The organism is Microvirga pudoricolor, assembly GCF_016892705.1.
In the GTDB taxonomy this organism is placed as follows: Bacteria; Pseudomonadota; Alphaproteobacteria; order Rhizobiales; family Beijerinckiaceae; genus Microvirga; species Microvirga pudoricolor.
Map to the genome: position 1 here is coordinate 173843 of NZ_JAFEMB010000007.1, position 13547 is coordinate 187389.

The following is a 13547-nucleotide window of genomic DNA, read 5'->3' on the forward strand; positions in this document are numbered from 1 at the left end:
AGGCTTGGATGCGTTTGACGTCCGTTTCCATGGTGGCGGTTTTCGCCTCCACGGGGGTGGCCAGCGCGCAGTCAATGGATGATCTGGTGGCGGCCGCCAAGAAGGAAGGCCAGCTGAGCGTGATCGCGCTTCCCCGCGATTGGTGCGGCTACGGCGCGCTGATCGATGGCTTCAAGGCCAAGTACGGCCTTCAGGTCAACGAGATCAACCCGGACGCCGGCTCCGCCGATGAGCTTGAGGCCATCAAGGCCAACAAAGGCAATGCCGGACCGCAGGCCCCGGATGTGATCGACGTCGGCTTGTCCTTCGGGCCCTCGGCCAAGTCGCAGGGCCTGATCCAGCCCTACAAGGTCGCGACCTGGAGCACGATCCCGGACAGCGCCAAGGATGCGGACGGCTACTGGTACGGGGATTACTACGGCGTTCTCGCCTTCGAGGTGAACAAGGACATCGTTCCGAACGTCCCGACCGACTGGGCCGATCTCCTCAAGCCCGAGTACAAGAACTCGGTCGCCCTCGCCGGCGATCCTCGGGCGTCCGCGCAGGCGATTCAGGGCGTCTATGCGGCCGGTCTCGCGGCAGGCGCCACCGATGCGGCCAAGACGGCCGAGGCGGGTCTCGCCTACTTCGCCGACATGAACAAGAAGGGCAACTTCGTGCCGGTGATCGCCAAAGCGGCGTCCATCGCACAGGGCTCGACCCCGATCGTCATTCGCTGGGATTACAACGCTCTCGCGGACCGCGACACCCTGAAGGGCAATCCCGAGATCGCTGTGGTGATCCCGAAGACGGGCGTCGTCGCGGGCGTCTACGTGCAGGCCATAAGCGCCTACGCGCCGCACCCGAACGCCGCGAAGCTTTGGATGGAATACCTCTACTCGGACGAGGGCCAGATCGGCATGCTCAAGGGCTATTGCCATCCGATCCGCTACCAGGACCTCGCCTCGAAGAACAAGGTTCCGGCGGATCTGGTCGCTAAGCTGCCGCCGGCGGAATCCTACGCCAAGGCGGTCTTCCCGACGCTCGCCGATCAGGACGCGTCGAAGGAGATCATCACCAAGAAGTGGGACGGGGTCGTCGGCGCGAACGTCAAGTAAGCGCTTTCAAGACAGGGCGTTCGCCGGTCGCTCGGACCGGCGGGCGCTCTACGCGTTCCGGCATCCCCAGGCGGGATCGCAAGCCCGACGGTTTTCATGACCCAGCAAGCGCAAACCTCTACCTTCCCGGCCGGACAGGTCCCGCGGCTCCCGGGGATGTCGTTCGCATGGCTCGGGATCGTGCCCTTCATGATCTTCGCGGTCATGTTCCTGATCGCGCCGGCGGCGATCCTGGTGGTCGGCGCCTTTCAGGACCAGACCGGGGCTTTTACCCTCGAGAACATCGTCAACCTGTTCCAGCCCTCGATCATGAGCGCCTACTGGATCAGTATCCAGGTTAGCACCGCCTCGGCGCTCATCGGCGCGCTGATCGGCTTTTTCCTCGCCTACGCAGCGGTCTCGGGAGGGCTTCCGCAATCCGTGCGGGCGACGCTGATGACCTTCTCGGGCGTTGCCTCGAATTTCGCGGGCGTTCCGCTGGCGTTCGCGTTCCTGGCGACCCTGGGGCGCACCGGCCTCGTGACGACGCTTCTGGTGAAGTACGCCGGGTTCAACATCTACAGCACAGGCTTCAACCTCCTCAGCTTCTGGGGACTCGTGATCACCTACCTGTACTTCCAGATCCCGTTGATGATCCTCATCATCACGCCTGCCCTCGACGGCATCAAGAAGGATTGGGCCGAGGCCGCCTCCACACTGGGGGCCAGTCGCCTGGAATACTGGCGCTATGTGGCGTTCCCGATCCTGTGGCCGAGCCTCATGGGCACGATGCTGCTTCTCTTCGCCAATGCGTTCGGAGCCATCGCAACGGCCTATGCGCTGACGGGAAGTTCGCTGAACATCGCGCCGATCCTGCTCTATGCGCAGATTCGCGGCGACGTGCTGCACAACCCCCATCTCGGGTATGCGCTCGCCTTCGGCATGATCGTCATCACGGGCCTGTCCAACGGTCTCTACATCTGGCTGCGCGGCCGCAGCGAAAGGTGGCTGCGGTGAAAAATTCGCGCCTCGGCTCCTGGCTCACGATCGTCCTCGGCGCCGCCTATTTCCTGATCCCGCTCATCGCGACTGTCGAATTCTCCCTGCGCATGAAGCGCGGCGAGTACAGCCTCGAGGCCTACCGCGTCGTGCTGACGGATCCCCGCTTCCAGGCGACCTTCGGGTACTCGACCCTGATCGCCCTTGCGACCATCGTCGTGGGAGTGCTGCTGGTGGTGCCGACCGCCTACTGGGTGCAGCTGCGCCTGCCCCGCTGGCGGCCGGTGGTGGAGTTCGTGACCCTGCTTCCGCTCGTGATCCCGCCCATCGTGCTGGTGTTCGGCTTCCTGCGGCTCTACAACAGCTCGTCGTGGCTGCCGCTCACGGGCAGTGCGCGGGGCACGGATGTGCTCCTGACCCTGGGATACGCCACCCTGGCGCTCCCCTACATGTACCGCGCCGTCGATACGGGCCTTCGCGCCATCGACATCCGCACGCTGACCCAGGCGGCCGAGAGCCTGGGCGCGAGCTGGCCCACCATCCTGTTCCGCGTGATCCTGCCGAACGTTCGCGTGGCGGTTCTGAGTGGCGCGTTCCTGACCTTCGCCATCGTGATCGGCGAATTCACCATCGCGAGCCTCCTCAATGCTCCGGCCTTCGGGCCCTACCTGCAATTGATCGGTGCGAACCGGGCCTACGAGCCCTCCGCCCTGGCCATCATCGCCTTCATGATCACCTGGGCCTGCATGGGGCTGATCCAGGTCGTCGGTCGGGGCGCCAACCGCTATCGCGCGGCGCGCTGAGGAAAGAGACCATGAGCTTTCTCGATATCGTCAACCTCCAGAAGTCCTTCGGCAGCGCCTATGCGGTCAAGAACTTCAATCTGTCCGTGGTGCGGGGCGAGTTCGTCTCCTTCCTCGGCCCCTCTGGCTGCGGCAAGACCACGACCCTTCGCATGATCGCCGGCTTCGAGCACCCGACCGCCGGGCTCATCCGCATCGACGGCAAGGACGTGACGAATCTGCGGCCGAACCAGCGCAAGATCGGCATGGTGTTCCAGTCCTATGCCCTGTTCCCCAACATGACGGTGGCCGAGAACGTGGCCTTCGGCCTCAAGGTCGCCCGCAAGCCCGCCGAAGAGGTCAAGGCCCGCGTGGCCGAGATGCTGAAGCTCATCGGCCTGCCGCATCTGGGCGATCGCTACCCTTACCAGCTGTCAGGCGGCCAGCAGCAGCGGGTTGCCTTGGCCCGCGCCATTGCGCCCAAGCCGCAGATCCTTCTCCTCGACGAGCCGCTCTCGGCCCTGGACGCCAAGATCCGCATCTCGCTTCGGGAGGAGATCCGCGCGGTGCAGCGGGAACTCGGCATCACGACCATCTATGTCACGCACGATCAGGAGGAGGCCCTGTCGATGTCGGACCGGATCGTGGTGATGAACGAGGGGCAGGTGGAGCAGATCGGCAATCCGTTCGAGATCTACAACCGTCCCAGTACCCGCTTCGTGGCATCCTTCGTGGGAACGCTGAACATCCTTCGGGCCAAGGTGGTCGACGGCGCCTCGGGGCGCGTGGCGGTCGACGGACAGGAAATCATCCTGCCGCACGGCCTGCCGGTATCCGGCGCCGGAGAAGCGACGCTGGCCCTGCGTCCCGAGGCCATCACCCTCAACGCCCACGACGCCTCGGGCAGCCGCCTCGATGGCACGATCGACGAGGTCAGCTTCCTGGGCTCCGTCATCCGCATCCGCGTGCGCCTTCAGAACAACATCGTCACGCTCGACACGTTCAACAATGTCGGTCACCGCCCACCGGAGCGGGGTCAGCCCGCGACGATCAGCTTCGCGCGGGAGGACGTGTTGGTGCTGGACGAACCGCAAGCCGCCTAGGGCACGGTCTGTCCGGTGAGGGTCTCGCCGAGATCCTGTACGTGTTCGCCGAGATTCTCCCGGGTTCGCGGGTCGACGATGGCGACGGGCGCCGAGACGATGACGCCGGCGGCCTTGCCGACCGTCGAGGCAGCGCCGGCAGCGGCGCCGATGATGACGTCGCCCACGCCGACGCGGTTATCCGTCAGCACCTGACCCGATGCGAGCTGCTGACCGATCATCTGGACGACTTCGGGGCTCTGGGCGAACTTGCTGTGATTGAGCGAGTCGTCCGATTTGAGCGTCGTCAGGTTGATGACGTTGATCTTGGTCGCTTCCAGCTCGCTCCGATAGGGCTCTACTTCGGGATCGATGGCGCCAAGGCGCACAGAATCGCCCCAGACCCGCCTCGAGAAGGCCAGCGCCCGGTCGTCGGCTGAGACGAACAGTGTGAAATCCGGGTGGTTCGGGCCCATGTCCTTGATCTGCTGGCGGGCCAGATCCACGTCCACGTCCGGCGCGGCCAGAAGCACGTTCCGGATCTTCGGCGCGACGCGCCCGTCGCGAATCGCCATTTGGCGCAAGGCTTCCAGCGTCACGACGTTGCCCATCGAATGGGCCAGGATCGAAATCTCGCCGACGGACGGATCCTGCGCCAGCGCCTTCAGGACGGTTTCAAGGGCGTTGCGGGAATAGGTGCTGCTCTCCCGGTCCCAGCCATAGGCCAGGATGCTGCCCCGGGACGGCCAGGTGAACAGCACCGGCACCACGGGGGCGCTGGAATCGTGCACGATTTGGGCGAAGCGGAAGACCGCGTCGTCGAACCGGTTGTTGAAGCCGTGAATGAACACCAGGACCCGGCGCTTGGGAACCTTCGCGACGGCGCGGTTGAACCAGGTGAGCGCCTGCTTGCGGTCGATCACATCGGCCTTGAGGGTTACGAAGTCCGTCGCTGGGTTTCCTGGCACCCGGCTCGGCCATTGAACCTCGCCCACCTTGCGGGCGCTTTCGGGCGGGATCGAGACCGTGATGTTGGCGAACGACAGAGCCGGCCCCCGGGCGCCGGAGAACATCTCGACGGGATCGGCAGGCAACCGCGTGGTGGCCACCAGCATGTCGACCTGGCTTGTTCCCTGTGCGGTTCCCGCGACCGGCACGAGGGTTCCCCGCAGGGTGGAGCAGGCCGAGAGGCTCACGGCTAAGGCAAGCGCGGCGCAGAGCCGGAACGCACGCGTCATCATGAGGAAGTTCCTGTGGGGGCGGACGCGACGACCGCGACGGGGGCGGCCGGTCGGGCTGACGGGCTTGCCGCAGGGGCAGGGGCAGGCGAGGTCGGTGCCGCCGCCGCTTCGGCGGGGCTGGGCGGCAGCGTGACGGGTGAAGGCAGGCTCAGGGGCTTTGGAACGGCGATGATGCCGTAATCCCTGAAGCCCTGCTGCACGGCGGTCAGCACAGCCTTGCGGACGGCGAATTGCTTGCCGGCCTTGGCTTTGAACTTGCCGCGAATGAGCAGGGTGCCGTCCTCGACATCCGCGATGCCCTGGCTTTTGAAGGGTTCGAGCAGGTCCTGGTTGAGCTCGGGATCGTCCGCGATGTCCTGGCCGACCTTTTTGAACAGTTTGCGGACTTGGTCGACATCCGTGTCGAACGGGACCCGGAAGACGAGTTTCTCGATCACCCAGTCGCGGCTGAAATTCTGCACCTTGCCGATCTGGCCGTAAGGCAGCGTGGTGAGTGCGCCTCGAGCGTGGCGCAGGCTCACGGACCGGATCGAGATCTTTTCCACCGTGCCCTTCGCGCCAGAGGACTCGATGTACTCACCGAGCCGGAAAGCGTCGTCGATAAGGAAGAACAGCCCGGACACGATGTCCTTCACAAGGGTCTGGGATCCGAAGCCGATGGCGAGGCCGAAGACGCTGAGGCCCGTGATGATGGGCCACACGTTCACACCGATGGAGATCAGCATGGTAAGCATGGCGAGCGCGAAGATGCTGGCCTTCGCGGTGCCGCCGAGAAGCGGCAGCAGGGTGCCGAGGCGGGAACGGGGCCCGGAGAGTTCCACTGCCGTGCCGCTATGCCCTTCGGCCTTGGCGACCCGGCTCGTGAGGGAGCCGACCACGTTCCACAGGAAGGCGGACGCCAAGGAAATCAGCGCGAGTTCCACCGCGCCCGTGGTGACGGTCGAGTAATTCGCCCCGAACGCCACGAACACGGGCAAGACCCACATATAGCCCAGCAGGATCAGCACCGTAATGGCGCTGGCGAACCGAACCGTCCGCCGCAGGGCGACCGCCAGAACTGTCTTCTTCGGGTTGTCGAGGCCGTGCTCGGCCCAACGTGCCAGAACCGCGTCGATATGAGGGGCGACCAGGAACAGGAGCAGGGTCAGGAAGGTGGGCAAGCCGGGGAGAGGGCGTCCGAGCAGGAGACTGACCTGCGCGACCACGAACGTCATGACGATGGCCGCGATGGCGATCCAGGGCCAAACGGCCGCCAGCCGCCGCCTGGGGCGGGAGATCGGGCGCGGTCCCGTCAGCATGACAGCTACCGTCAGGTGGTACCGCCCATAGGCAAAAGCGAGCAGCAACGCGACCGGGAGCGAGATGAACAGCGTGCCCACGACATCGCGCAGGCCGGAGCCGGCCTGCCAAAAGCGCAGGCAGATCGAAAGCGCGACACCGAACAGGGCCCAGCAGACCCCGAAGGTCAGCAACTGGCGGAAGGAGCGCTGACGCGTCCGAAGTTTTCGCAGCTTCTGGATCCAGCGCACCCGGAGCAGGCTCTTGAGGAGCATATGGGCCAGCACGCACAGGATGGTGGCCAGAACCCACAGGCGGATGTTGCTGCGGATCGCCTCGTTGGCGACCAGGAGGCGGGTGCCCACCAACATGACGACGAACGCGATGACGATTCCGGCGCTCTCGGCCAAAAGACGGCGCCAGCCCGACGAGGCGGCGATCCGCCGGTCCAGGGCGACGCGGGTGCCATGGACGATGCCGTAGGTCACCAGGGCGGCGGCCACGCAGGCGAGAAGAACGGAGGAGAGGGACCAGCCCTGCTGGCCCAGATAGGTTTGTACGGCCGTCACGTCGGCACCGATCTGGCCGATGGAGGTCAGCCGGGCCCTGAAACCGCCTTCCACGGCTGCAGCGAATGCCTCGATCCAGCCCGCTGCGGCCGTCATGTCTCCCGTCAGCTCGGCCGGCTCTGCCATCCTGGTCCCCATTGATCGGTTCTGTTGCCGGGCAAGCGCATTCTCGCAGCCGGCGGACTTTTATACAGACAAGGTCTATACCCGGCGGCCAGTAGAAGAAAGGGAGATCCGCTCCTTCCCCTAGGGGGCACGCCAGTATTCGCCTCTTACGATTAATGGCGGAAACCTCCGAGCGCCCCTCGGATGCTTGAGAAGGGCGTTCTCGACTGAGCCTCCCGGGAGGAAGAAAATTCTCCCGCTCCGGGCAGGCGAATGCCGCTTGCGTGGACAGCATAACGCATTGCACACTTCCGGACGATGTCAGAACGGCGCAATCCGGCTTTAAGCTTGGCCATGGCCGCCGTGGGGATGGCTTGCAACTGGGGGAAATATCGCATGTTCAAAGCCCGTATCGTCCTGGCCGGGTGCCTTTTGGCCGCCTCGGCCCTGCTGGGTGCGCAGGCCCAGGACGCACCGCTGAAATCCGCCATCGACAGCACGTTCGCGCCCCATGCCATGCCCAAGATTTCGGGCGGGCTCGAAGGCTTCAACATCGACGTGGTCGATGAGATCTCCCGGCGCATCAAGCGTCCCATCAACGTGGATGGCGCCCAGTTCTCCGTCCTGATCCCGGCCTTGCAAGCGGGAACCTACGACTTCCTCACGGCCGTGGTGACGGTCACGCCCGAGCGGGCCGAGCAGATGCTGTTCATGGAAGGGTTCGTGGACGCGGATTACCGGTTCCTGACCCTCAAGAACGAGCCGGACATCACCTCCCTCGACCAGCTCAAGGGCAAGGTCATCGCGGTCCAGAAGGGTTCGATCTACGAAAAGTTCGTGCAGGACCAGGCCCAGAAGATCGGCTGGACGGCCGAATCCTACGCCACCAGCACCGACGCCGTGCAGGCGGTGCTGTCCGGCCGGGCCTACGCCAACATCTCGGCCGCAACCGTCACGGCCTGGGTGGTGAAGAACAACCCGCGCCTCAAGAACTCCTACCTCGTCCAGACCGGCCTCGTGTGGTCGATGCCCCTGCGGCATGACAGCAAGGCCTTGCGCAACCAGCTCGAAGGCGCCGTGGAGTGCATGAAGAAGGACGGAACGCTCGTGAAGCTCTATGAGAAGTGGTTCGGCGTCGCACCCGCCGCGGGCTCCTCGACGCTGACGATCTATCCTGGCTACGGCGTCCCCGGTACGCCCGGCTACGAGGCTGCCGAGCATTCCCTCTCATGCCCGAGCTAGGGCCCTTCCTGCTCGAGGCGAGAGGCGTCCGGAAAGCCTTCGGGACCAACGAGGTTCTCAAGGGGGTCGATCTTCTGGTCGCCCCTCGTGAACTCGTCTTTCTGATCGGCCCGTCGGGCTCCGGCAAAAGCACGCTTCTGCGCTGCTGCAACCGTCTGGAGGAGCCGACTGGAGGCACGATCCGCATCGGCGGCACCGACCTCCTGTCGCCCCGCACGGACATCAACCGGATGCGGCGTCAGGTCGGCATGGTGTTCCAAAGCTTCAACCTCTACCCCCATCTCACCGCTCTGGGGAATGTTACGCTCGCCCTGCGCAAGGTGATGAAGCGATCACGGGCCGAGGCCGACGAGATCGGCATGGACAACCTGCGGCGGGTCGGGCTTGCCGAGAAAGCGGCGTCCTATCCGGGCGAATTGTCGGGCGGGCAGCAGCAGCGCGTGGCGATTGCCCGCGCCCTGGCGCTCGAGCCCAAGATCATCCTCATGGACGAGCCCACCTCGGCCCTCGATCCCGAGCTTGTCGGCAGCGTCCTGGCCGTGGTGCGGGATCTGCGGGACGCCGGCATGACCATGGTGATCGCAAGTCATGAGATGCGCTTCGCCCGCGAGGCGGCGGACCGGGTTCTGTTCCTCGATGGGGGCGTCGTGGTGGAGGAGGGGCCTGCGGAGGCGATCTTCACCGCGCCTCGCGAGGAGCGGACGCGGCGCTTTTTGCATCAGGTCCGGCATTAGCATGTCGGATTGGGACCGCTTCGTCTCGGCGTTCCTCAACGTGAACGTGGCGGCCCGCTACTGGCCGGACATCCTGGCCGGGGTCGCCGTCACGGTCCTGATCGGCCTGGCCGTCGTGGTGACGGGCATCCTGGTCGGGCTTGGCCTGGCGGTCCTGCGCTCCCTCGGCAACCGCTTCGCCAACCTCCTCATCGTTCAGGCCGTGGATGTCCTTCGGTCCCTGCCGCCCCTGGTGATCATCCTGGTGATCTATTTCGGTCTTCCCAACGTGGGGATCGCCCTGCCGAGCTTCGTGGTGCTTTGGCTGTCCCTTTCGGCGGTGCTCGCAGCCTTCGCCGAAGAGGTGTTCTGGGCCGGCATTACGGCCGTGCCGCAGGGGCAGTGGATGGCGGCGAGGTCCACGGGGCTCACCTTCGGGCAAGCGCTGACCTCCGTGGTCCTGCCCCAGGCGGTGCGGATCGCCATCCCGCCGCTGACCAACCGGACCATCTCCATCACGAAGAACACGGCGCTCGGCAGCGCCATCGGGGTCAGTGAGATTCTCGGCCGGGCCATGTCTGCCCAGTCCTTTGCGGGCAATGCCACCCCGCTGACCATCGCGGCCGTTCTCTACGTCCTGATCTTCATTCCGCTTGTGGTCGCGTCCCGGTCCCTCGAGCGCCGCTACGCCTGGAGGCGGCGCTGATGGACGTCTTCCTGTCGGAATTCTTCAACGTCGACATCATGGTCAAGGTGGCGCCCTTAATCTTCAAAGGGTTCCTCCAGACCCTGCTGCTGTGCGTGATCCTCGTGCCCATCGGCCTCTGCGGCGGCCTCGGCGCCATGCTGCTTGCCACGAGCCGGAGCCGGTTCGTGCGCTGGCCCGCTGTGGCGGCGATCGATTTCTTCCGGTCGTTCCCGCCCCTCGTTCTGCTGATCTTCATCTATTCGGGCCTGCCGTTCGCGGGCATCCGCCTGAGTCCCCTGGCAGCCATCTGCATCGCCTTCCTGCTGAATGCCGCAAGCTATTACGGCGAGATCTATAGGGCCGGGGTCGAGAGTGTGCCGCGCGGCCAAGTCGAGGCCGGCCGGTCTACAGGCCTCGGTGCGGCCCAAACCTTCCTGTACATCACCCTGCCGCAGGCGGTAAGGAACGTCCTGCCCGAACTGCTCTCCAACACCGTGGAGCTCATCAAGCTCACGACCCTGGCCAGTGTCATTTCGGCTCCGGAACTGTTGCATTCGGCGGACTTGGCGCGATCCTTGACCTACAACACCTCGCCCTTGATCATGGCGGCCGCCCTGTATCTGATCATGCTATGGCCCCTGGTTCGGATCATTCGCCGCCTGGAGCACAAACTCGCCGGTTGACGGCCTTTGCCTGGGATAACGCCCGGTCATCGGAGGGCAGGTGCCTTCATTTGGCCTATAAAAACCATCAGGAGGTGGTTGCGCCGGGATCATCCAGCGCCCAGCTTCGTTGTTCATTCGTCTGAAATGGAAGAACCGATGAGCCGCCGACAGGGCATGACGACCAAGACCTCCTGGGCCGCCGCCACGGGTTTGGCTGCCGTCCTGGCGGTGACGCCCGCCGTTGCGGATCCCCTGACGAAATTCATCGATGGCTTGTTCAAGCGCGAGGCCCCCGCTCAGGCCGCGCCCGAAGCCGTTGAGCCGCCCCCGGCCGCTCCCGCGGCCGTGGCACCCGCGCCGGTCCGCTCCAAACCGCCCGTCGAAGCGCGCAGCCCTGCTCCCAAGCCGTCGCCGGCCACGGGTATGCCAGCGCCCGCGACCTCTGCGGCTCCGGTCGAGGCGGCTGCTCCCGCCGCTTCGGCGCCGGCCGAGCAGGTGGCGTCGCTGCCCAGTATCGCGCCCCTGCCGCCCCGCAGGCCGGCCGAACTCGCAGCCGCGCCGGTCACTGTCGCCAGCGCGGAGCCAACCGCGCCGCTGGTGCAGCCGGCCGCCGTGGCCCGCAACCCGGCGGCCGCCATCCCGTCCTCGCCGGAGGCCGCCGTAGAGCGGGTCAATACCTTCTTCAACAGCATCGACCTGATGACGGCGAACTTCACCCAGCAGAGCGGGTCCGGTCAGCGCACGGAGGGCAGCCTCTACATCAAGCATCCGGGCCAGCTACGCTTCGCCTATTCACCCCCGAGCACCCTCGAGATCGTGTCGGACGGCCGGTCGGTTGCCGTGCGCGACAAGAAGCTCGGCACCAACGACGTCTATTCGGTCAACCAGACGCCCCTGAAATTCCTGATGCAGGACAAGTTCAACCTGGCCCGCGACACGAAGGTGCAGGACGTGCAGGTGCGCCCCAATGGGCTGATCCTCATCCGCTTCGAGGACAGCGCCACCCTCGGCGGCACCTCGAAGGTCACCCTCGTGTTCGATGCCAAGGCCAACCGTCTGCGCGAGTGGACGGTTCTCGACGCCCAAGGGTTCACGACCTCGGTGGAACTGTCCAACGTCAACGTCGTCCAGCGCGGTACGCAGGCAGCCTCGCAATAGCGAAGCTTTCCCACCTGGCGTCAACCGGGACAAGGCTTCCACTCTCTGCTATGGCGTGCCCCGAGGGCAACCGGCCCGCCATAGAGGCATCCCATGGATACATCCTCCCTCGTGACGCTGGCCCACGGGCCCCTGCGTCTGACCCTCGCGCCCTCTTTGGGCGGCGCCATCGCGGGGTTCCGCCACGAGGGCGTCGCCATTCTGAGGGAGACGCCGCCTGAGGCCCTGGCCCAGAATCTCGTCCGCCAGACCAGTTCCTACCCGCTGATCCCGTATTCCAACCGCATCGCCTGGGCCCGATTTGCCTTCGAGGGCGTGGATTACGCGCTGGCGCGCAATTTCGGCGACCATCCCCACTCCGTCCATGGCAATGCCTGGCAGAGGTCTTGGCGCGTGGACGACGTGACACCGTCCAGCTGCCGCCTCGTCTTCGAGCATCGCCCGATCGGTCCCGAGGCCGCGAACTGGCCTTTCGCGTACCGGGCCGAACAGTTCTTTTCGCTCGACGCCGGCGGTCTCACCATCCGCCTGAGCCTCGAAAACGAGGATGGGCGTGCGATGCCGGCAGGCCTGGGACTGCACCCGTTCTTCCCGAAGAGGCCCGATACGGGCCTTCGCTTTGCGGCCGCGGGGGTTCACATCAACGGTCCCGACTCGCTGCCGGTGCACCTCGATCCGGTCCCGCCGGAATGGGATTACGCCGCCCTGCGATCCTTGGGCGAGCCGCAGCTCGACAATTGCTTCAGCGGATGGGACGGAACGGCCGAAATCCGCTTCGAGGACGACAACCTTGCCCTCCGCATGAGCGCCGATCCGGTCTTCGGTCACCTGGTCGTGTACGTTCCGTCGGGACGGGATTATTTCGCCGTCGAGCCGGTCACCCACATGAACGACGCCATCCATCACCCGGAGATCCAGGGCCACGGCCTGAAGGTCGTGCAGCCCGGTGAGACCCTGTCCGGTGCGGTTCGGTTCCAGGTCGAGCGGATCCGGTGAGGACTCTCGCGGGACGGCTGGGAGGCCCATGAGCATGTCGGGCATCGAGCTAGCCGGCTTCCTCGCCCTGGCCGCGACGGCGGCCTACATCCAGACCCTGACGGGCTTCGCCTTCGGGCTCATCATGATGGGGGGCGTGGGCCTGTCGGGTGTGATGTCCCTCCCGGACGCCGCCACCATCGTCGGCGTCCTCACCCTGACCAATGCCGGGCAGATGATGCTCAAGGGCTGGCGGGACGTGGCCTACCGCGAACTCAAGCTGATCATGATCGCGGACCTGCCGTTCCTGTTCGTCGGCTATTTCCTGCTGGAATGGCTGGCCGATACCCGCCTCGATCTCCTGCGCCTGCTGCTTGGGCTCGTCATCGTGGCGGCGAGCCTCCAGATGGCGCGTAAGCCTCATCCTCTGGCACAGGTCTCGAAGCCCGGCTCGTTCCTCTTCTTCGGCAGCATTGCAGGCGTGATGGGCGGGCTCTTCTCCACGGGCGGCCCGCCTCTCATATATCACCTGTACCGGCAGCCTTTGCCACTGGCCCAGATCCGCGAAACCCTTGTGACGGTCTTTGCCTTGAACCAGGTCTTCCGTCTCTCCGTCGTCGGAGCGACGGGGAATTTTCCCACCGGATCGACCCTGTCGGGTCTGCTGGCCGTGCCAGTCGTGATGGGCGCGACCTACGCGGCCCGGCGCTGGCCTCTGCCGCTGCCGCCGGCCATCCTGCGGCGGATCGTTTTCGCCCTTCTGTTTCTCTCGGGCGTCTCACTCGGAGCGCCCGCCGTCTTACACATGCTTGGAGGTCCACCATGACAGCGCAGTTGAAGTCTCAGGAACGCCGGGTTCTCGATCTGAAGGACCCGTCGCTTCTCACGGACCGGGCCTATGTGGCGGGCGAGTGGGTGGGGGCGTCGGGCGGCAAGCTCATCGCGGTCACCGATCCCTTCGACGGCGCTCTCAT

The 13547-nt window shown here is 65.5% G+C and carries 13 protein-coding genes; 11 read left to right on the plus strand and 2 right to left on the minus strand.

The window, feature by feature from the left end:
* The first annotated feature begins 8 nt into the window (after positions 1-8).
* The 4 genes from ILT42_RS20185 to ILT42_RS20200 all read left to right on the plus strand — a co-directional run bounded on the left by ILT42_RS20185 (position 9) and on the right by ILT42_RS20200 (position 3960).
* Complete coding sequence (locus tag ILT42_RS20185) at positions 9-1097, plus strand: ABC transporter substrate-binding protein (protein ID WP_204217691.1); 1089 nt, start codon at positions 9-11, stop codon at positions 1095-1097.
* A 156-nt stretch (positions 1098-1253) separates the two neighbouring features.
* Positions 1254-2093 (plus strand): ABC transporter permease, encoded by an 840-nt coding sequence (locus tag ILT42_RS20190; RefSeq protein WP_204217692.1) that lies wholly within the window; start codon positions 1254-1256, stop codon positions 2091-2093.
* Positions 2090-2878, plus strand: coding sequence for an ABC transporter permease (locus ILT42_RS20195; RefSeq protein ID WP_204217693.1), 789 nt, complete (start codon positions 2090-2092; stop codon positions 2876-2878). Before ILT42_RS20190 ends, ILT42_RS20195 begins: the two co-directional genes overlap by 4 nt.
* Positions 2879-2889: 11 nt before the next feature.
* Complete coding sequence (locus ILT42_RS20200; protein WP_204217694.1) at positions 2890-3960, plus strand: ABC transporter ATP-binding protein; 1071 nt, start codon at positions 2890-2892, stop codon at positions 3958-3960.
* Here the strand turns inward: ILT42_RS20200 and ILT42_RS20205 are convergent.
* Positions 3957-5180: an alpha/beta hydrolase gene (locus ILT42_RS20205; protein ID WP_204217695.1), complete on the minus strand. Its 1224-nt coding sequence runs from the start codon at positions 5178-5180 to the stop codon at positions 3957-3959. The two genes, ILT42_RS20200 and ILT42_RS20205, sit on opposite strands and share 4 nt — an antisense overlap.
* Positions 5177-7153 carry a mechanosensitive ion channel family protein gene (locus ILT42_RS20210; RefSeq protein ID WP_204217696.1) on the minus strand — a complete coding sequence of 659 codons (1977 nt, stop codon included), beginning with the start codon at positions 7151-7153 and terminating at the stop codon, positions 5177-5179. The genes ILT42_RS20205 and ILT42_RS20210 overlap by 4 nt, the downstream gene beginning before the upstream one ends.
* A gap of 375 nt (positions 7154-7528) precedes the next feature.
* Between ILT42_RS20210 and ILT42_RS20215 the strand changes: the two genes are divergently transcribed.
* The 7 genes from ILT42_RS20215 to ILT42_RS20245 all read left to right on the plus strand — a co-directional run bounded on the left by ILT42_RS20215 (position 7529) and on the right by ILT42_RS20245 (position 13399).
* Complete coding sequence (locus ILT42_RS20215) at positions 7529-8374, plus strand: transporter substrate-binding domain-containing protein (RefSeq protein ID WP_204217697.1); 846 nt, start codon at positions 7529-7531, stop codon at positions 8372-8374.
* Positions 8362-9108, plus strand: coding sequence for an amino acid ABC transporter ATP-binding protein (locus tag ILT42_RS20220; protein ID WP_204217698.1), 747 nt, complete (start codon positions 8362-8364; stop codon positions 9106-9108). Before ILT42_RS20215 ends, ILT42_RS20220 begins: the two co-directional genes overlap by 13 nt.
* A gap of 1 nt (position 9109) precedes the next feature.
* Positions 9110-9793, plus strand: a complete 684-nt coding sequence (locus ILT42_RS20225) for an amino acid ABC transporter permease (RefSeq protein ID WP_204217699.1) — start codon at positions 9110-9112, stop codon at positions 9791-9793.
* Entirely contained in the window at positions 9793-10458 is a 666-nt protein-coding gene (locus ILT42_RS20230) for an amino acid ABC transporter permease (protein WP_204217700.1), read from the plus strand. Before ILT42_RS20225 ends, ILT42_RS20230 begins: the two co-directional genes overlap by 1 nt.
* Before the next feature lie 138 nt (positions 10459-10596).
* Positions 10597-11598, plus strand: coding sequence for an outer membrane lipoprotein carrier protein LolA (locus ILT42_RS20235; protein ID WP_204217701.1), 1002 nt, complete (start codon positions 10597-10599; stop codon positions 11596-11598).
* 93 nt (positions 11599-11691) lie between these two features.
* The gene (locus ILT42_RS20240) at positions 11692-12594 is read left to right on the plus strand and encodes an aldose 1-epimerase (RefSeq protein ID WP_204217702.1); all 903 of its coding nucleotides are present in this window, start codon (positions 11692-11694) and stop codon (positions 12592-12594) included.
* Positions 12595-12628: 34 nt separating this feature from the next.
* Positions 12629-13399, plus strand: a complete 771-nt coding sequence (locus ILT42_RS20245) for a sulfite exporter TauE/SafE family protein (RefSeq protein ID WP_204217703.1) — start codon at positions 12629-12631, stop codon at positions 13397-13399.
* Positions 13400-13547 lie beyond the last annotated feature (148 nt).

What these genes read in the sequence shown, in the direction of transcription:
- ILT42_RS20185 (WP_204217691.1), top strand. Translation starts at nt 9, where the DNA reads ATGCGTTTGACGTCCGTTTCCATGGTGGCGGTTTTCGCCTCCACGGGG.
- ILT42_RS20190 (WP_204217692.1), top strand. Translation starts at nt 1,254, where the DNA reads ATGTCGTTCGCATGGCTCGGGATCGTGCCCTTCATGATCTTCGCGGTC.
- ILT42_RS20200 (WP_204217694.1), top strand. Translation starts at nt 2,890, where the DNA reads ATGAGCTTTCTCGATATCGTCAACCTCCAGAAGTCCTTCGGCAGCGCC.
- ILT42_RS20205 (WP_204217695.1), bottom strand. Translation starts at nt 5,180, where the DNA reads ATGATGACGCGTGCGTTCCGGCTCTGCGCCGCGCTTGCCTTAGCCGTG.
- ILT42_RS20210 (WP_204217696.1), bottom strand. Translation starts at nt 7,153, where the DNA reads ATGGCAGAGCCGGCCGAGCTGACGGGAGACATGACGGCCGCAGCGGGC.
- ILT42_RS20215 (WP_204217697.1), top strand. Translation starts at nt 7,529, where the DNA reads ATGTTCAAAGCCCGTATCGTCCTGGCCGGGTGCCTTTTGGCCGCCTCG.
- ILT42_RS20220 (WP_204217698.1), top strand. Translation starts at nt 8,362, where the DNA reads ATGCCCGAGCTAGGGCCCTTCCTGCTCGAGGCGAGAGGCGTCCGGAAA.
- ILT42_RS20225 (WP_204217699.1), top strand. Translation starts at nt 9,110, where the DNA reads ATGTCGGATTGGGACCGCTTCGTCTCGGCGTTCCTCAACGTGAACGTG.
- ILT42_RS20230 (WP_204217700.1), top strand. Translation starts at nt 9,793, where the DNA reads ATGGACGTCTTCCTGTCGGAATTCTTCAACGTCGACATCATGGTCAAG.
- ILT42_RS20235 (WP_204217701.1), top strand. Translation starts at nt 10,597, where the DNA reads ATGAGCCGCCGACAGGGCATGACGACCAAGACCTCCTGGGCCGCCGCC.
- ILT42_RS20240 (WP_204217702.1), top strand. Translation starts at nt 11,692, where the DNA reads ATGGATACATCCTCCCTCGTGACGCTGGCCCACGGGCCCCTGCGTCTG.
- ILT42_RS20245 (WP_204217703.1), top strand. Translation starts at nt 12,629, where the DNA reads ATGTCGGGCATCGAGCTAGCCGGCTTCCTCGCCCTGGCCGCGACGGCG.